This window comes from Gordonia sp. NPDC003504 (assembly GCF_053587995.1).
This window is the reverse complement of record NZ_JBSFPC010000001.1, coordinates 124,020-142,425: the sequence shown is the minus strand read 5'-3', so window position 1 is coordinate 142,425 and position 18,406 is coordinate 124,020. Positions and strand designations below refer to the sequence as shown.

General features: G+C 66.0%; 17 protein-coding genes. 11 read left to right on the top strand and 6 right to left on the bottom strand.

All coding sequences use genetic code 11. From position 1 onward, the window contains the following. Positions 1–3: 3 nt before the first annotated feature. Genes ACWDPV_RS00655 through ACWDPV_RS00645 form a run of 3 tightly spaced genes read left to right on the top strand, consistent with a single transcriptional unit; the run spans position 4 to position 4,233 of the window. On the top strand, positions 4–1,707 hold the full coding sequence (locus ACWDPV_RS00655) for an AMP-binding protein (protein ID WP_449741350.1): 1,704 nt from the start codon (positions 4–6) through the stop codon (positions 1,705–1,707). Between the two features lie 4 nt (positions 1,708–1,711). Continuing rightward, positions 1,712–3,115, top strand: coding sequence for a wax ester/triacylglycerol synthase domain-containing protein (locus ACWDPV_RS00650; RefSeq protein ID WP_449741349.1), 1,404 nt, complete (start codon positions 1,712–1,714; stop codon positions 3,113–3,115). Continuing rightward, positions 3,112–4,233: an alpha/beta hydrolase family protein gene (locus ACWDPV_RS00645; RefSeq protein WP_449741348.1), complete on the top strand. Its 1,122-nt coding sequence runs from the start codon at positions 3,112–3,114 to the stop codon at positions 4,231–4,233. Before ACWDPV_RS00650 ends, ACWDPV_RS00645 begins: the two co-directional genes overlap by 4 nt. A gap of 172 nt (positions 4,234–4,405) precedes the next feature. Here ACWDPV_RS00645 and ACWDPV_RS00640 read toward each other — a convergent pair whose 3' ends face one another. From ACWDPV_RS00640 to ACWDPV_RS00615, 6 genes are all read right to left on the bottom strand, one after another. Next, the gene (locus tag ACWDPV_RS00640; protein ID WP_449741347.1) at positions 4,406–6,040 is read right to left on the bottom strand and encodes an HNH endonuclease; all 1,635 of its coding nucleotides are present in this window, start codon (positions 6,038–6,040) and stop codon (positions 4,406–4,408) included. Positions 6,041–6,358: 318 nt separating this feature from the next. Further along, positions 6,359–7,741, bottom strand: a complete 1,383-nt coding sequence (locus tag ACWDPV_RS00635; RefSeq protein WP_449741346.1) for an alpha/beta hydrolase domain-containing protein — start codon at positions 7,739–7,741, stop codon at positions 6,359–6,361. 23 nt (positions 7,742–7,764) lie between these two features. Continuing rightward, entirely contained in the window at positions 7,765–8,181 is a 417-nt protein-coding gene (locus ACWDPV_RS00630) for a carboxymuconolactone decarboxylase family protein (protein WP_449741345.1), read from the bottom strand. A gap of 3 nt (positions 8,182–8,184) precedes the next feature. Further along, the gene (locus ACWDPV_RS00625) at positions 8,185–9,069 is read right to left on the bottom strand and encodes an NAD(P)-dependent oxidoreductase (RefSeq protein WP_449741344.1); all 885 of its coding nucleotides are present in this window, start codon (positions 9,067–9,069) and stop codon (positions 8,185–8,187) included. Then, entirely contained in the window at positions 9,066–9,803 is a 738-nt protein-coding gene (locus ACWDPV_RS00620; protein WP_449741343.1) for an SDR family oxidoreductase, read from the bottom strand. Before ACWDPV_RS00620 ends, ACWDPV_RS00625 begins: the two co-directional genes overlap by 4 nt. Before the next feature lie 108 nt (positions 9,804–9,911). Continuing rightward, entirely contained in the window at positions 9,912–11,378 is a 1,467-nt protein-coding gene (locus ACWDPV_RS00615) for an aldehyde dehydrogenase (protein WP_449741342.1), read from the bottom strand. A 78-nt stretch (positions 11,379–11,456) separates the two neighbouring features. Here ACWDPV_RS00615 and ACWDPV_RS00610 point away from each other — a divergent pair, with 78 nt between their 5' ends. The 8 genes from ACWDPV_RS00610 to ACWDPV_RS00575 are packed head-to-tail and all read left to right on the top strand — an operon-like array spanning position 11,457 to position 18,402. Continuing rightward, positions 11,457–12,047, top strand: a complete 591-nt coding sequence (locus tag ACWDPV_RS00610; RefSeq protein WP_449741341.1) for a TetR/AcrR family transcriptional regulator — start codon at positions 11,457–11,459, stop codon at positions 12,045–12,047. A 13-nt stretch (positions 12,048–12,060) separates the two neighbouring features. After that, entirely contained in the window at positions 12,061–13,296 is a 1,236-nt protein-coding gene (locus ACWDPV_RS00605) for a cytochrome P450 (protein WP_449741340.1), read from the top strand. Beyond that, positions 13,296–14,108: an SDR family oxidoreductase gene (locus ACWDPV_RS00600; RefSeq protein WP_348806800.1), complete on the top strand. Its 813-nt coding sequence runs from the start codon at positions 13,296–13,298 to the stop codon at positions 14,106–14,108. Before ACWDPV_RS00605 ends, ACWDPV_RS00600 begins: the two co-directional genes overlap by 1 nt. After that, entirely contained in the window at positions 14,105–15,463 is a 1,359-nt protein-coding gene (locus tag ACWDPV_RS00595) for a cytochrome P450 (protein ID WP_449741339.1), read from the top strand. Before ACWDPV_RS00600 ends, ACWDPV_RS00595 begins: the two co-directional genes overlap by 4 nt. A gap of 2 nt (positions 15,464–15,465) precedes the next feature. Then, positions 15,466–15,660 (top strand): ferredoxin, encoded by a 195-nt coding sequence (locus ACWDPV_RS00590; RefSeq protein WP_348806829.1) that lies wholly within the window; start codon positions 15,466–15,468, stop codon positions 15,658–15,660. A gap of 24 nt (positions 15,661–15,684) precedes the next feature. Then, positions 15,685–16,227 (top strand): nuclear transport factor 2 family protein, encoded by a 543-nt coding sequence (locus tag ACWDPV_RS00585; RefSeq protein WP_449741338.1) that lies wholly within the window; start codon positions 15,685–15,687, stop codon positions 16,225–16,227. Positions 16,228–16,243: 16 nt separating this feature from the next. Continuing rightward, the gene (locus ACWDPV_RS00580) at positions 16,244–17,509 is read left to right on the top strand and encodes a hypothetical protein (RefSeq protein ID WP_449741337.1); all 1,266 of its coding nucleotides are present in this window, start codon (positions 16,244–16,246) and stop codon (positions 17,507–17,509) included. A 14-nt stretch (positions 17,510–17,523) separates the two neighbouring features. Beyond that, positions 17,524–18,402 (top strand): SDR family NAD(P)-dependent oxidoreductase, encoded by an 879-nt coding sequence (locus ACWDPV_RS00575; RefSeq protein WP_449741336.1) that lies wholly within the window; start codon positions 17,524–17,526, stop codon positions 18,400–18,402. Positions 18,403–18,406: the final 4 nt, after the last annotated feature.

The window sequence follows — 18,406 nt, the reverse complement described above, 5'->3', positions numbered from 1 at the left end:
ACCATGACCGCGATCCTCGACCGTCTTCGTTCCCTAGTCTGGCTGATCGGGGTCCTGCTGCGCAGCGGGTTCCTGAGCCTCACCAGCCCCGACCGGTACGTCCGGATGGGCCTGAACCTGCGGAGGCACGGCGGTCCGTCGCCGGTCAGCGGCATCGGGCTGGCCGCCGCCCGCACCCCGGACCGGTTCGCCATCATCGACGAGGCGGGCTCACTCACCTGGGGCCAACTCGACCGACGCGCCGACGCACTGGCCGCCGGCTTGGGTGAGCTCATCGGGCCGCGTCGCCCAGACCGGCCTGCGCGGGTGGCCATCATGTGTCGCAACCACGCCGGTCTCGTCGAATCCCTCGCTGCCACATCGCGACTCGGCGCCGACGCCATTCTGCTCAATACGGGTTTCGCCGGACCCCAGTTCGCCGAGGTCCTGGAAAGGGAGGGCGCCGACCTGCTCATCGTCGACGACGAGTTCCGTGAACTCGTCGGTTCCGCCGCCGCCCGACTGCCACGGCTTCGCTGTCTGCGGGCCTGGGTCGACGACCCCGACGTCGAACCGATTCCGCAGGCCGTCGGCACCGTCGAATCGGTGATCGCCGATCATGCCGGGCGACGGGTGCCCGCACCGCCGCGCGCCGGCCGCGTCGTGCTGCTCACCTCGGGAACCACGGGCGCTCCCAAGGGGGCTCGTCGTGGCGGCAGCACCGACGTGGTCTCGCTCGCCGCGATCCTCGACCGCATCCCGTGGCGCGCAGGCGAACCCACCGTAATCGCCGCTCCCATATTCCACGCGTGGGGATTCGGGCAGGTCGCCATCGCGGCCACGCTGAGCGCCACCATGGTGATGCGCCGCCGCTTCGACCCGGAGGCCACCCTCGACCTCGTCGACCGTCACCGCGCCACCGGACTGGCCGTGGTGCCGGTGATGCTCGAACGGATCATGGACCTGCCCGACGAGGTGCTCGACCGATACACCGGGTCCTCCTTGCGTTTCGTCACCGCCAGCGGGTCACGGATGCGGCCGGATGCGTTGCTGGCCTTCATGAATCGCTTCGGCGACGTCGTCTACAACAGCTACAACGCCACCGAGGCCGGCCTGATCTCCACCGCCGTACCCGCCGACCTGCGCGCCGTACCCGACACCGCCGGGCGGCCCCTGGTCGGCACCGACGTCCGCATCCTCGACGACGCCGACCAGCAGGTCGCCATCGGTGAGATCGGGCGCATCGTCGTCGCCGGTGCCTCGGCCTTCGACGGTTACACCACCAACGACACCAAGGATTTCGCCGGGGCGCACATGGTGTCCGGCGACCTGGGCCGGATCGACGAGAACGGTCGATTGTTCGTGGTGGGACGTGACGACGAGATGATCGTCTCCGGCGGCGAGAACGTGTACCCGCTCGAGGTCGAGCAGGTCATCGCCGAATGTTCGGGCGTCGGTGAGGTCGCGGTGGTCGGCGTCGACGACGAACGTTTCGGACAACGCCTGGCCGCCTATGTGGTCCGCCGCGGCGGAGGTCTCGTCAGCGCGGACACGATGGTCACCGCCGACGATCTGCGGGCTCACGTGCGTGACCGCCTGGCCGGATTCAAGGTGCCGCGGGATGTGTATTTCATCTCCGAATTGCCGCGCAATGCCACCGGGAAAGTGGTGAAACGGTCTCTTGGCGAGATGGTTCCGGATTCCGCGGGCGAACGGAAGGTGGGTTGAGACGATGGAACGCTTCAGCGGGCCCGACGCCCTGATGTTCAACATGGAGACTCCGACCACCCCGATGCACACGCTGAAGGTGGCGATCCTGGATACGCGACGTCGCGGTCGGCCGGTGACGCTGGGCGAACTGATCGACGTCCTGCCCGACTACCTGGGCATGTTCCCGCGCGCCACCCAACGGGTGCAATGCGCACCCGGGCGTAAGGCTCGTCCATTCTGGGTCGCCGACGAGGACTTCGATGTGGCCGACCACCTCGACGAGACCTTCCTCCCCGCTCCGGGTGGGCCCGAACAACTCGACGCGGCGCTGTCGGAACTCGCTGTGCTCCAACTGGATCGATCGCGTGCACTGTGGGCGCTGACCCTGGTGCACGGTCTCGCCGGAGATCGTCAGGCTGTGGTCGTGCGGGTCCATCACGCCGTCGCCGACGGTCTGGCCGCCCTCAACACTCTGATGGCCGCGACGTCGGAGGAGGGTGGCGCCGTCGAGGTGGCCCCGGTGCGCCCTCCGCACGCCCTGCCGAGCCGAGCCGACCTCACCCGCAGTGCACGTCGGGAATCGCGGAGTCTGCTGGCCGCGATACCGCAGGTTCTCTCCACCTTCGCGCGTGCGGCCCGCACGGCCGCTGATACCGAGGCCGCCGAACATATTCCACGACCCCTGACCGTGCGGCGGACCAGTTTCAACACGCCGTCGGGCGGTGAACGCGTCTGTGCGAGTGGCGGAATCCCGCTGGCCGACGTCCAACGTGTCGCGGTTGCGCTGGGTACCACCGTCAACGGTGCCCTGCACGGCATCATCGCCGGCGCCATGCGGTCCGAACTGGCCGATCGCGGAGATGATCTGACGCACCGGTCGGTCACCGTGTTCGGGGTGTGCCGCGATCTCGCGTCGACACGGACCTGGGGCAATGAGATAGCCACTGCCGCAGCGTATATGCGCACCGACATCGCCGATCCGGTGGAGCGGATCACCGCCACCGCCGACAGTTGTGCCGCGGCGGTCGGTCGGCGCAAGAAGGTGGGCTTCGAGATGATCGACCGGATGTCGACGTACACCGGTCGCCTGGCACCGACCTTCCGGAACCTCGCCGCGCACCGGGCGCCACGCATCATGAACACCATCACGACGGCGAACATGCCTGGACCGCGTCGGACCCGATGGGTCGGCGACGTAGAGGTGATCAACTGGATCTCCTTTGCCCTCGCCATCGCACCCGCAGATGTCAACCTGACCACCTACAGTTACGCCGGTACGTTGTCGATGGGGCTGATCGCCACGCCGGAGTCGATGCCCGATCCACACCGGTTCCTGCGACGCGTCGCCGACTCCCTCTACGAGGTGCACACGGCCCTGTCCGATCGCGGTCTGCTCGGCGGCGATCTGGTTCGGGGCGATCGTTGATCGACTGGTCCACGGGGGCTGCACGTCTCGGTCTCTTCGCCGGGGTGTTGCCCCGCGCGATAGCGAGCGCCCGTCACGCCGGCCGCGGTGATGTCACCGCGGGGGTTCCACCAACGTCGGCCGGGGCGCGGGCCATCGGTGAGACCGCGCTCGACGAGATCTTCATCGCCATCAACTCCGTGATCCGCGAGATCCCGTCCACGGAGACGATCGAGGGATACGTCGAGCGGTGTGCGGCGGTTGCGCCCGAACTGGCCGGGCTGGGCGTGGAAGGTATTCATCAGCGTCCGCGCGTTCCGCGGATCGCATCGCAGACCCGGAAGATGTTCGGGACCACACGGTTTGATCATGTCGACTATCTGGTCGACGGCTTCCTGCCGGCCTCGGTTTCCGACGTCGATCCCTATGCGGGAACCTACAGTTCGGCGCGGGTGCTCAGCCGGAGTCGGAGTGGTGGTCGGTGGCTGATCTGGGTGCACGGTGCCGCGCAAGGTCGATCCGATGATCTCTACGCCTTCCGGGCCGCTCACCTGTACGGGCAGCTCGGCTACGACGTCGCGTTTCCGGTCCTCCCGGCGCACGGTGTCCGCCGACGTCGTTCCGTGGCGTATCCGGGCCTGGATCCGTTGGTCAATGTGCTGCTCACGGTTCGCGCGGTCACCGAGATCCGCGCCTTGATCCAATGGATCTCGCAGTGGGATCCGAGTGAGATCGTGCTGTCCGGTACATCATTGGGCGGACCGATCGCCGCGCTGGTGGCCTCGCTGGAGCCCCGCGTGTCGGGTGTCGTCGCCGTGGTGCCGATGCTCGACGTCCACGGCACCCTTGCCCATCACATGGAGCGGGCCGGTCCCCGCGGCCGCGACCTGGCGGCCCTGATGCGTTCGGACCCGGTGACCGCCGTCACTTCCGTCATCGACCCCCTGTCGGTGGACCCGTACCCCACGCCCGATCGTCGCCTGGTGATCGCGGCCCTCAACGACCGCGTCACCTCACTGGGCGCAGCACGACGCCTCCACGCCCACTGGGGCGGAAAAGTGCACTGGTACCACGGAAGTCACGTCGGCCATGCCATGTCCCGAGACATTCACCGTGCCGTCGACAGCTTCCTGACCTGAGCTCGCGGGTACCCGAAGGTTCTCTCCTGACGAGCCGCACCGTCTCGCCGTCGAGCGGTCACCCTCCCGCTGGTCGAGTGCCGACGAGCTTTGCGAGTCGGTGTATCGCGGCCACCTCCGCAACCTGGAGTCGGAAACCAACTGCAGCGCAGCATCACCTGACGGTAATGGCCTACCGGGGATAGGTGGTGATGGTTTCCCCGGTGGCGGGGTCGCGCCAGATGACCGCCCGATCGGCGAGCATGGTGGGCAGCAACAATCCCATGTGTTTTCGTTGGTGGTCCGGCGTGCACAGCGGCATCAGGTTGAATTCCACCGTCCAGCCACCGGTGATCGGATCTTGGTGCACGAATTTCACCAGGTGATCGATCTGGCAGTCACTGGCCGGCCGACCGCACTGCGGGTACCGGCAGGTGCCGTCCAATTCGATGATCTTCTCCCGCAACCAGGCTGGTATCCGATATGTCAACGCACCCGGTGGTGGGAGGAGATAGCCGCCGTGTCCGGTGGGGTCGATCGGGGTTGCGGGGAACGGGTCGTCGAGACGACGCCACGCCGCCGGTATCCGATCCAGCGACGTGGTGGTCCTGATGGTGGGTATGTCCAGGGTGGGAAACTCGGTGACGGTGACCAGCTGTCCCGAATTGATCAGCGTTCGGGCGTGAGCTTCGTCAATCACGCCGAAGTATTCCAGCCGGGCTTCCCGCTGCCCGGATGGGTCGGTGATCAACGACAGCGACAACTGCGAATCACTGTCGGTGTCTGTGTCGGTGTCTGTGTCGGGTTGCGGCTCGACGGTATTTGTTGCCGCACCGTCAGCGTCGTCACGGTCAGCGTCGCCGTCGGTGACCGTCTGGGGATCGTCGGTCGTCTCGGGTTCGGTGGTCTCATCAGCCTCACCGCACTCGGCTTCAACATCGAACGGATCAGCCGCGCCGCCGTCGACATCGATGTCGAGGTCGGTCAGGCCACTGGGTTCTTCCGGCAACGGGATCGCCCGCGAGCAGTCACCCCGCCCGCATTCACACGACAGGTACGCGCCGGGTAGGCCTTGGATTTCGGCGAATGCCGCGACCTGCATCTGACCGCGGCGACGCCGATCACGCGGGCAGATCCGCTGACTGATCATCGTCGCGATCCGCGCTGCCAGATGCGCACCCACCTCGCCGGGGGCGTAGACCGAGATGCTGCAATGCCCGTTGGTGTCCCGCCGGACCCGCACATTCTGATCCCGAGCGGCGGCCTGTTCGCGACGGTCGGCGGCACCGTCGGGATCCAGGGCGATCACCATTTCGGCGACCTGATCCCGCAATGTCGTGTCCGCCTGATTGCGCATCGCGAGTTGCAGTGCTCGGGTTTCGGCGAACGCGCGGACATCGTCATCGGATAGGACGACGATCTCGTCGGCGATGATGCGGATACGTTCCAGCGACTGGTCACCGGCCAGGAATGCTGCGGTCACCGTCGGGAGTGTCGACAGCAGGAAGCTCAGCGTCATCCACGCGGTGGCTTGCGGCACCGATACTCCCAGCGCGGTGGATACCGTGCCGGTGGCGGCTTTGTCGACGCCACCGGTGGTGTGCACGTTGGTCATGTGGCCCGAGAGCAGCATCTCGTCGTACACGGTGTGCCCGATCCGGGCTGCGGAGAGCACCTTCCGGGCGATCAGTTGTCGTTCCTGGCGCTGCAACGATCGGGCCAGAGCGGTGGCCTGCTCGGCAGGGAGGTGATCGATCATGGCCGCGTCGGCGGCGGTCATCGACAACTCCGGCGCGGCAGTCGTGCGAATTGTGGTGTCGGCCATCATGTTCACCCCCTCTGCTCGGTCGCTCCAACTGAACTGACTCAAGTGTAGCGACGACCACCGACAAGTTTCTTCGGCGCGGAATCGGTTGGGGATGAACGAAGTCGGTATCGTCCGAGCTGTGTTCGGTTGGTATCAGGCTGGTTTCGCTGTTGGGTTGCGGGCGTGGCCTCGACCTCGACGAGCTCGGCGCAGTGGATACACCGACTCGCAAGCTCGTCGGCACTCGGCCAGCGGGGGTTGCGTGTGTTCGACCGGCGAAGATTGCGTGCGCCCGACCGGCGGGGATGCGTGCACTCGATCAGCGCAAGGATCCCCCGCTCAGCGGAACGCTTCCGCGTCCACCACGAGATCGGTGCGGGCGTCGGCGAGCAGTTCGTCGCGATCGGCGGGCAGGATGAAGCCCGCTGCGATCGCTGCGTCCGCGGCCGCGGCGTACCGCTGCACGTAGTCGGTGTCACCGGTGTACAACCCGGCGATCACGGTGGGTGGCAGGGGAGTGGTGATGCCGAAGAGGACACAGATCCGCGGCACGTCGGCGGTCACGACGCCACTGAGGATCTGCGTCGGCACGTCGACGCACGGTGTTCGCACACCGTCGCGTGCGTTGCCGATGGTGTCGAGTTCAAAGCGCATGCCGTCGCCGGAGTCGACGACGAGAAGTGGTGTGGCGACCGGAGGTTCGGACTCCTCGCTCAGCCATTCGCGCAGATGGTGCAGCGCTGCCCGTAACACAAAGCGTTGCTGGCCGCGGTTCACCGGCGCCGGACATCCCAGCATCGATTCGTACTCGCCGATCTGCGCGATATCGGCATGTGATGTGCCGGCGACCTCCCAGGCGCGGAAACGCGTCGAATCCGGCTGCCGCGCTTGCACATACTGGAAGTTCGTCAGGACGTCGGTCTCGGTCTGGACGACGAAGACCGGTACCTCGACATCAGCAGAGATCGGTACGGGAACACCGAGGTAGGCCTCGGTGATGTCCACCGGACCGCCCGCATCGCCCAGGGGCAACGTACCCAGCGAACGACTGTGGATCAGGATGCCGTGAAATACGTTGTGTCGATGCGCAAAGTGATTAGTATAGGTGGTCAAGGCCATCGCCGACTGGGATTCCCCGGCGGCAAGCAGCCGACGAACCGATAACCCGGTCAACGGATGTCCCTGCACGTCGGCATCGGCGAGTGCGGCGCCGATCGCGCCGAAGATGTCGTAGCTGTACCCGTCGCCCGGGTGATGCAGCGCGGCATAGCGTTCAGGAAACTTGTCGGCCAGGCGCTGCGGTGCCGATCCGTCGTCCATGCCCACCGATCCGGCACCGCCCTCGACACCGGCGTACTGCGCCGACACCCCCACCCAGGCATAGCCGGAACGGACGATCTCCGGTGCCAGGTAGGTGTATTCGGGTGCGGAGTCGGTTCCGCTGGACACGTTGAACCATTCGACGACGACGTGTCCGTTGAAGTCGGCATCGTGCTGCGGGCGACGCACCAGCACTCGTGTGGCGAACTGCGCGGTGTCCACCTCTCGGAGGTCAGCGTCGTCGGCGACGAACCGTCGGGCCAGACCCGATGCGGAATACTCGGTTTCGGTGTAACCCGCTGCCGAAAGATCCGGGCCGGGATTGGCCGACAGGATGTTGTGGCCGCCTCCTCCGGTGAGCTCGGTGAAGGTGACCTGCGTCGGTGCGGACGTGGCAGTCATGTACTCGATCGTAACCGTCAGCCCTACTGATCGGCCGCGGCTTTCGCGGTGGCCTTGCGGTGCCGCTTGATCACCTCGCCGAACATCATGTTCATCTTGGTGCCGATCGGCCAACCGACGTAGTAGCAGAGGAACAGGGCGATCTCCTCGAGTTGCTCCGGGGTGAGTTCCTCGTTGCCGAGAGCGGCACCCGCCTGGATCTCCGCGACGTCGACCTGCCCGCCGGCTGCCAGCGCACCGAGCAGGATCAGCCGGCGGTCGCGGATGGACAGGCCCTCACGCGTCCACACCTCGGCGAACAGCTGATCGGCGGTATGCGCGAAATGCAGTCCCGGGCCGTCGGACATCTCCCAGCCGTACACCTGGGTCATCATGTCCAGGCCACGACGGCGCTGCTCGGTCTGTGTCGCTGTTGCCTGCGGGCTGTCGGTGCTGGTCATGACTCACTCTCCTTCGTGATGTGGCACGCCGAGACCGCGTGCCAGATCCTGATAGGCCTGCGTTCCGAGAGGCAGCTCGACACCGAGTTCTGCGCCGAGGGCCAATGCCAGGGACAGGTCCTTCTCTCCCAACGTTCGCACGTGAGTGAAGACGTCGTACCAGAAATCGTCGGGTTCGATCTCGGCGGTCGTGTCGCGCAACATGATCGCGCCGGCCCCTCCGGTGATGGCATCGGTGTGGCGCACCACCTTTCCGAGTTTGGCGATGTCGATACCCGCGGCCTCGGCCAACCGGGATGCCTCGGTGGTCGCGGTGAACGAGATGAAGTGCAACAGATTCCGGGCCAGCTTCATCTTCGTGCCGGCGCCGACCTGCTCACCGGCGTGCACGATCATGTCCGCGGTGAGGGAGAACGGTTCCTTGATTGCGGTGTAGGCGTCGCGTGGTCCGCCCACCATGATGGCGAGGCGTCCCTGTTCGGCGCCGGGCGCGCCACCGGAGATCGGGGCATCGAGAAGTGTGACCCCCTGGGCGGCGCACACTTCGGCCAGCTCCACAGCGGTATCCGGGCCGATCGTCGAATGCACGGTGATGATGGAGCCGGGGGCCGCCGCCGACAGCAGGCCACCGTCGCCGGCCACCACCGTGCGTACCTGGTCGTCGGTGACGACGCAGATGCCGATGATGTCGGAGGTCTCGGCCAGTGCGGCAAGCGAATCCGCTGCCTGCGCCCCCTGATCAACCAGCTTGCCGACCGCGTCTGCGGAGAGATCGAACACAGTGAGGCCCCCCGGGGCCTTCGCCAGGCGAGCGGCCATCGGGGCACCGATATTGCCCAGCCCCACATATCCGATGCGCGGTGCATCGGGGAGTTGTGCAGCGCTCACGACCGGATGACCTGTCCGCCGTCGACATTGAAGATCTGGCCGGTGATCCAGCTCGCCTCATCGCTCAACAGGAACAGGCACATCCCCACCAGGTCTTCGGGGGTACCGAACCGCTTGAGCGGCAGTCGGTTCACGATGTCGTCGACCATCTCCTTGGGAGTGGTGGTCCGCGTGGCCTCGGTGTCGATCGGGCCGGGTGCGATGGCGTTGACGCGGATGTTCTGCCCGCCGAGTTCGGTGGCCAGTTGCTGCGTCAGACCGTTGACGCCGACCTTCGCCAGGCCGTAGAAACCGCTGTAGAGCCATGCGGCGGTGGAGGATTGGTTGACGATCGCGCTGCCGTTCGTCATGTGCGGATACACCTCGCGGGTGACGTTCAGCGCGCCGTCGAGATTGATGCTCATGAACTTCTTGTAATAGTCCCACGGCACGGTGATGAGGAAGTCGAGCTTCATACCGCCGTAGATGGCGGCGTTGTTGACCAGACCGTCGATGCTGCCGTAGGCGTCGACGGTGCTCTGCGCCAGCGCTTTCGCCGACTCCGGGTCGGAGACGTCGGTGTGCACATAGCGGCCACCGATGTCGGCGGCCACCTTCTCGCCGGCCTCGTCATTGAGGTCGGCGACGACGACGTTGGCGCCCTCGCCGGCCAAGGCGCGGGCGTAGGCTTCGCCGATGCCGCCGGCGGCGCCGGTCACGATCATGGTCTTGTCGGTGAAACGGGAGGAGGTCATGGGTTCTCTTTCTGGGTGGGGTGATCTCGATACACCGACTCGCGAGCTCGTCGGCGCTCGATCAGCGGGGAAGCGGTTCTCGATCAGCGGGGGTCTCGGAGACCGGACTCACGCCGGCCGGGCGACGGCCTTCGTCTCGAGGTACTCCTCGAAGCCGGCGACACCCATCTCGCGACCGATGCCGGAGGCCTTGTAGCCGCCGAAGGGGACGTCGGCGGAATACCAGATACCGCCGTTGACGCCCATGGTGCCGGTGCGAACTCCGTTGACCACCTTGTTGATCCGGTCCTCGTCTGTGCCGTACACCATGCCCGAGAGGCCGTAGGGTGAGTCATTGGCGATGCGGATCGCGTCGTCGTCATCGTCGAACGGGATGATCACCAGCACCGGCCCGAAGATCTCTTCCCGGGCGACGCGTGCGGAGTTGTCCAGGCCGGAGATGAGGGTGGGTTCGACGAAGAACCCCTTCTCCTGGGCGGCGGGACGCCCGCCGCCGATCTCGATGGTGCCGCCCTCCTCGCGGGCCAGCGCGATGTAGGACTCGACGCGCTCGCGTTGCCGCGCGGAGATCAGCGGGCCACAGATGGTTCCGGGATCGGACGGGTCGGCGGCGGGCAGACCGGCCATCGCGTCGCGGGTGGCGGCGATCGCCTCGTCGAGTTGCGTGCGGGGTACCAGCAGACGGGTGGTGATCGCGCAGCCCTGACCGGCGTGGGTGACGACGGCGAAAGCGGCCATCGCGCAGGCACTCTTGAGGTCGGCGTCGTCGAGGACGATGAATGCCGACTTGCCGCCGAGTTCGAGGAACACCTTCTTCAGGGTCGCCGACGCCGCCTCCATCACCTTCTTGCCGGTCGCGGTGGAACCGGTGAAGGACACGAGGTCGACGCGCGGATCGGTGGCGAGTTGTGCTCCGAGGCCGTGATCCGATGAGGTGACGATGTTGATGACGCCGGGCGGGAAGTCGGTCTCCTCGGCGATCACCTTGCCGACCAGTGCCGCCGCCCATGGTGTGTCGGGTGCGGGTTTGAGGACCACGGTGCACCCGGCGGCCAGTGCCGGCCCGATCTTGGCGAAGTTGATCTGGTGCGGGAAGTTCCACGGGGTGATCGCTCCGACGACACCGACCGCCTCACTGCGCACCTCCCGGTGATTCTTCAGTCCCATCGGCGTGGCCTCGCCGAGGTCGCGTGTCCACTGATAGGTCTCCGCAAGGTCGGCGAAGTAGCCGAGGTCGGTGGCCGGTCCCTCGAACTGGGGGCCGCCGGTGAGGAAGGCGGGTGCGCCGACCTCCGCGGTGGTGAGGGCCTTGAACTCGTCGGCGTGGCCGAGCAGGGCATCGCGGAGTTGTCGGAGGCAGCGTGCGCGGAGCGCGTGATCGCGTGACCACTCGGTGGTGTCGAAGGCGCGGCGAGCGGCAGCGATGGCCGCGTCCATGTCGTCGGCGGTGGCGTCGGCGGCCGCGCCGATCACCTCCTCAGTGGCCGGGTTGACGACGTCGAAAACGCCTCTGCCGCCGGGAATGAGCTTGCCGTCGACGAGGAGGTCGGACGCGGACTCGGGTCTGAGAGTCATGAACTGGGCTCCAATGACTGGAAGGGCATCTGGACAGGTGTCTGGACTCACGTTCAAACCTAGTGTAGCGTCGGTCACATGTCCAGCCCCGTGTCTCAGGAATCCACCCGACGACGGTTGACCACCCAGCAGGCCGAGACGGTTGCCCGACTGACCGACGCGGCCGTCGAGGTGCTCAACGAGGAGGGCTTCGACGGGCTGACGGTCCGGGCGGTCGCCAAACGTGCCGGTGTTGCGCCGGCGACCGCCTACACCTACTTTTCGTCGAAGAGTCACCTGGTGGCCGAGGTGTTCTGGCGCCGCCTGGCGCAGGGAGTTGCCGAGCCGGACCCGGCCGTTGCGCCGAAAGACCGCGTGGCACAGGTCCTTCGCGACGTCTCGCTGGTGGTCGCGGGGGAGGGGCAACTCGGCGGGGCGGTCACTGTCGCACTGCTCGGCACCGATCCCGACGTCGAGCACCTGCGGCTGCGCATCGGTGGCTTCATCCGCCAACGCCTCGCCGCCGCCCTCGAGGTGGACCCGGAGAATCCCGGGCCGGTCGTCGACGCCCTCGAAATGCTCTACGCCGGTGGCCTCGTCCACGCCGGGATGGGACACCTCAGCTACGAACAGACCTCCGATCGCCTTGTCGCCGCAGCCCACCTACTGATGGAGAATCAGCCGCAATGATGGAGCACATCCGATGACCGACCTCGCCGTCGCCGGCATGGAGCAGCGAATCCCTTTCGATCCGTATGCCTACGACTTCCACGAAGATCCGTATCCGACCTATGCGCGGCTGCGCGCCGACGCGCCGGTGTACTACAACGAGACGCAGGATTTCTGGGCGCTCGCCAGGCATGCCGACGTGCGCAGCGCCTTTCGCGACTCGGTGAATCTGTCCAACGCGTGGGGTGTGTCGATGGACCCCTCGTCCTACGGCCCAGATGCGCACAAGTCGATGTCCTTCCTCGCCATGGACGATCCCAAGCACATGCGTATCCGCAAACTGGTCAGCAAGGGATTCACCCCGCGGCGCGTCAACGACCTGTCCGAACGGATCACCGCGCTGACCGACGCGCACTGGGAAAAGTGCTTGGAGTCCGGCGAATTCGACTACGTCGCCGACTTCGCCGGACTTCTCCCGATGGACGTCGTCTCCGAACTCCTCGGCGTACCCGAGAGCGACCGGGCCTTCCTGCGGCAGCAGTCGGATCTGTTGCTGCACCGCGAAGAGGGCGTCCTCGACATCCCCGAGGCCGCCGTCTACGCCTACATCGAATTGCACAAGTACTACACCGCGCTCATCGCCGAACGCCGGACCAAACTCGGCGACGACCTCGTCTCCGCGCTCATCACCGCCGAGATCGACGACGACGAGACCGGTGAGAAGACCAGCCTGTCCGAGGACGAGATCGTCGGGTTCATGGTGCTGATGGTGGTCGCCGGCAACGAGACCACCACCAAACTCCTTGCCAACGCCCTGTATTGGGCATGGCGGAACCCGGGCGAACTCGCCAAGGTGATCGGCGACGCCGACCTCGTTCCGGACTGGACCGAGGAGACCCTGCGGTATGACAACTCCACCCAGATGGTGCTGCGACGGGTGGCCGCCGACGTCACCTACGGCGACCACACGATCCCCGCGGGACAGCGGATTCTGCTGCTCGTCGGCTCGGCCAATCGCGACGACGACGTCTTCGACGACGCGGCGAGTTACCGGATCGGCCGGGATTGCAGCCAGGCGCTGATGAGTTTCGGTATGGGAACGCACTTCTGCCTCGGTGCGCATCTGGCCCGGCTGGAGGCCAACATCGGACTCGCGGCAGTCGCCCGCTCGATCACCTCCGTCGACATCGACATCGACAAGGCGGTCCGCGTGCACTCGGTCAACGTCCGCGGCTTCGCCGAACTCCCCGTGAAGGTGACGGTGCGCTGATGGCCTTCATTCCTCATCCCGCCCGGCGTCCGGTCCTGGTGGCCGGTGCGTCCTCCGGAATCGGAGCTGCGACCGCCGAATGGCTCGCCGCCGCAGGATATCCCGTGGCCCTGGCCGCACGCCGTGTCGAGAAGCTGCAGGAACTCGCAGAGAAGATCACCGCTGCCGGCGGTGAGGCCGTCGCCGTACCGCTCGACGTCACCGACGACGGCGCTGTCCTCGACTGCATCGCCAAAGCGCAAGCAGCACTGGGGGATCTGGAGATCGCGGTGCTCGGCGCAGGTGATCTGGCCGTCGGGCTGTCACATCAGATTACCCCCGAGGACTTCGCCGATCAGATCAACATCCACCTCAACGGGGCCTACCGCGTCTTTCGGGCCGTCGTCGGCGGCATGATCGACCGCACCCGCGGCGACATCGTGTTCATCGGATCCGACGTCGCGATCCACCCGCGGCCATGGTCGTCGGCGTATGTCGCGGCCAAGTCCGGCATCGACGGCCTGGTGGCGACCATCCAACTCGAACTCGAGGGCACCGGAGTGCGGGCCGGAGTCGTCCGGCCCGGCCAGACCCTCACCGGCATGGGCATGAACCTCGACCCGAAGACCACCGAGGACATGCTCAACGACTGGATCAAGCACGGCCTCGCCCGGCACGGCAATTTCCTTTCCCCCGAGCACATCGCGCAGGCCGTCGCCGCCATGGTCACCATGCCGCGGGGGGCGCACATGCGCTCGGTGGAGGTGGAGGCCGAGGGGGCGGTGCCCAAGACCAAACTCAGCAGCCCACAATCGGAAGGACCCGACCAATGACCACGGTGACCACACCCAAGCGGGTGTCCGGTGGCGACGGTGAACACGGCCACCTCGATGAACTCGCCACCGATCCGATCGGCCTGTTCTGGCGGGTCCGTGAGGAATGCGGTGACGTCGGGCAGTTCCAGCTCGCCGACCGTGAGGTGGTCCTCGTCTCCGGCGCCGCCGCCAACGAGGAGTTCTTCCGGGCACCGGAGGAGGATCTCGATCAGGCCGCCGCCTACCCCTTCATGACGCCGGTGTTCGGTGAGGGCGTCGTCTTCGACGCCAGCCCCGAGGAACGGTCGAAGGCGATCCACAATTCGGCGCTCAAGGGCGCGCACATGAAGCAGCACGCGGTCACCATCCCCAACGAGGCGGAACGGATGATCGCGAACTGGGGCGAGGACGGCGAGATCGACCTCCTCGAGTTCTTCGGGGAACTGACGCTGTACACGTCGTCGGCCTGCCTGATCGGGCGGAAGTTCCGTGAGCAACTCACCAAACACGTGTCGGAGTTGTTCCACGACCTGGAGAAGGGCACCGACCCGATCGCCTACGTCGACATGCACGCCGACATCGAGAGCTTCCGCCGCCGCGACGCCGCGCGTGCCGAACTCGTCGAGTTCATCCAGGGCGTGATGAACGACCGGATCGCCAACCCCACCGAGAACAAAGAGGATCGGGACCTGATGGACGTGCTCGTCCAGGTGGGTTTCGACGCCAACACCATCACCGGCATGTTCATCTCGATGATGTTCGCCGGGCACCACACCACGCAGGGCACCGCCGCGTGGACACTCATCGAACTGCTGCGCAACCCGGAGTACATGGCGCAGGTATACGCCGAGCTCGACGAGATCTACGGTGACACGCCCGCCGGTGAACGCCCCGAGTACACCTTCGCCCACACCCGGCAGATGCCGAAGCTGGAGGACGCCCTCAAGGAGACGCTGCGGCTACATCCGCCACTCATCATCTTGATGCGGTTGGTGCAGAACGATTTTCACATCGAGGAGTTCGAGGTCACCAAGGGGCAGATGATCGCGGTCAGTCCCGCGGTCTCCAATCGGATCCCCGAGGACTTCCCGGATGCGGATCGGTTCGATCCGGACCGGTACGAGAAGCCACGTCAGGAGGATCTGGTCAACCGATGGACCTGGATTCCGTTCGGTGCGGGCCGGCACCGTTGTGTGGGAGCACAATTCGCGATCATGCAGTTGAAGGCGATCTTCTCGGTGCTGTTCCAGAACTACGAGTTCGAGATGGCCCAGCCGCCGGAGTCCTACCACAACGACCACTCCAAGATGGTCGTGCAGTTGGCGCAACCCTGCCGGGTGCGCTACCGCAGGCGCGACCGGACAGGTGCGTGATGATGCGCATCGAGGTGGATCTCGACCTGTGCCAGGGGCATGGGATGTGTGAGCTGGAGGCCCCGAAGGTCTTCGCGGCACAGATGGATCACGTGGAGATCCTCGATGCGCATCCCGGTGAGGACCAGCGTGCCGAGGTGGAGGCCGCCGTCATGTATTGCCCCACGCAAGCTTTGCGGATCGTCGAAGACGACTGAACGACAGAATTGAGGACCGAGAACATGGCTTTTGATCGTGCCGAACTGGAAGAGATGAAGCAACGCTGGCTCGACGCCAACGTCGTGGCGGAGAAGGCCGGCGACTGGAAACCCCTCGCGGAGTTCTACACCGAGGACGCCACCTACGGATGGAACTACGGACCGGACAAGGACTTCATGGCCGTCGGACGCGACGAGATCCGGGAGATCGCGCTCGGCCAGGAGATGGAAGGTCTCGAGGGCTGGGAGTATCCCTACCAGGAGTGGGTGATCGACGATCGGACCGGATCGATGATCGGCCTGTGGAAGCAGGTGTACGAGGGCACCCGCGACGACGGTAGGCAGTACGCCCTCGAAGGGATTCAGGGTAGCTGGTTCCGCTACGCCGGGAACTTCCAATTCTCCTGGCAGCGTGACTTCTTCGACTACGGCAACGTGTCGGCGCTGTTCATCGAGATGCTGAAGAACAACGCTATGAGCGACGGCATGCTCAAGCGCATCGAGAAGGCCACCGGAGATCAGCCGGGCTGGTATCCGTTCGGCAAGGCCCCGGTTCCGTTCTGGTGAGACGAGCACACTGAAGATGAGCGAATCAGCCCACTCGTATTCAGATCTCAGCGGCGACCAGCTCGCCGGACTCGTCCCGGAACTGTTGCTGTCGGGGCAGTTGATCGACCGCAGCGGGATGGCGCACCTGATCAGTGCCTTCGGACGCGAGACGATGACGAAGGTGGCCATCGAGGAATGGATGGCCGCCAGTCCCGTCTACACCCACCGGATGCGGACCGCGCTCGGCATCGACGGTGACGGCGTCGAGGACATGTTCAAGTGCCTGCAACTCGACATCGGTGCCCCACCACAGTTCATGGACTTTCGGTACGAGATCACCGACAAGTACCACGGATCGTTCGTCCTCGACCATTGTGGCGCACTGATGGATGTGGAACCCCTCGGCGACGAATACGTCACCGCGATGTGCCACGACATCGAGGACCCGACGTTCGACGCCACCGCGATCGCCACCAATCGACGCGCCCGGATTCGGCCTATTCACCGGCCGCCGCGTCGGCCCATCGATCGAAATCCGCACTGCGCGTGGACCGTCACGATTGAACCCGATCGCGAGGAGCTCCCCCTCCCGGTGGATGCGGAGCAGATGTTCACCACCAACGCCGCGCAGCTCGAACTCAGTCCGATCGACGCGACCGCCGACGGTCTCGTCGATTATCGCGGCGCCCTGGTCGAGGATCTGCAGTTCGCCGAATGGTCGCATTCGGCGCTGGTGCGCATCGCCGAAGAGGTTGCGCTGCAACACCAACTGCTGGCGCTCGGCTTCCTGATCAGTCTGCGGCGATACGCCGAATCGGCCGAGCAGGTCACCGAGATCTACCGCAAACAGTTCACCGGTATCGCAGGGTTGTCGGCGGACCGGCTGCGGTCGGCGCTGCGGCTGGGGTCGGATGCCCAGGCCCTCGCCGAGGTCATCCGCCTGGTGCCGGTCCTCGGGCCGCGGCAGTACACCGGTGTCACGGCAACGATCGACGGCGACGACGTCATCGTTGACATCCCGTCGGATTCACCCGCGACGCACGATGGCGGATGGTGCACGCTGCTCACCGTCGATCACTGTGAGCCGTTGCAGGCCATCGGTGTTGCGGTGGAACCACATTGGACGATCAGCGCGACGGAGACCACCGACGACGGTCTGCGGGTGCGATACACCGTCGGTGGTGACGCGCAGAAGGAATCCGGTGAGGTGGCGATCGCGCGGTTCAGTTCCGGCGCCGACTTCTCGTTCACCGACCGGGGCCGGTCTATTCCGATCACCCCGGTCGCCAGCGGCGTCTGATGGTGGGGGTGGGTATGGCCGGACAGGTCGCCGTGATCGCCGGTGCGACACGGGGAATCGGTCTCGCGGTGGCGTATGCGCTGGCCGGTCGAGGGGTGTCGCTGGTCGTCAACGGACGTGACGAGGAGGCGGTGGCCGCCACCGTCGACGAGATCACCGGCGGCGGTGGCTATGCGGTCGGGGTATGCGGTTCCGCGGGGCAATCGGGTGTCGCGGAGAAGATGGTCGACGCGGCGTTGTCGGGGTTCGGTGCACTCGACATCGCCATCAATTGCGCCGGCATCGCCGAACCCGCCGGGTCGACGGTCCTCACCATCTCGGCCGACGAGTTTCGTGAGCAGATAGACGCCCACCTGATGAGCGCCTTCCACATCTGTCAGGCCGCGGGAAAGGTGTTCGCCGAACAACATTCGGGGTCCATCGTGCTCACGGGATCGGCCGCGTCGCTGGGGACCTTCGGTGGCAGCGGCTACCCGGCGGCGAAAGGCGGGGTCAACGCTCTGGGGCTGGCAGCCGCGGGTGACCTGCAACCGCTCGGGGTGCGGATCAATGTGGTGATGCCGGGCGCGAAGTCGCGGCTGTCCAGCGGCGATGACTACGTCCGTCACATCGAGAGTCTGCACGATCGGGGCATCCTCGACGATTTCACCCGCGATGCGGCCCTCGATCCGGCTCCTCCGGAATATGTTGCGCCGCTATACACCTTCCTCGCCAGTCCGGCCGCCGCGGGAATCACCGGGCAGATCTTCACCGCGTCCGGCGGTTTCATCGGCCGCTACGATCCGCAGCAGCCGACCTTCATCGCCTACCGTGACCACACGGAGAGCGAGCCATACAGCATGGCCGAGTTGGCCGAGTTGCTGGCCGCGGAGGCGATCTCTTCACAGGGATGACGGG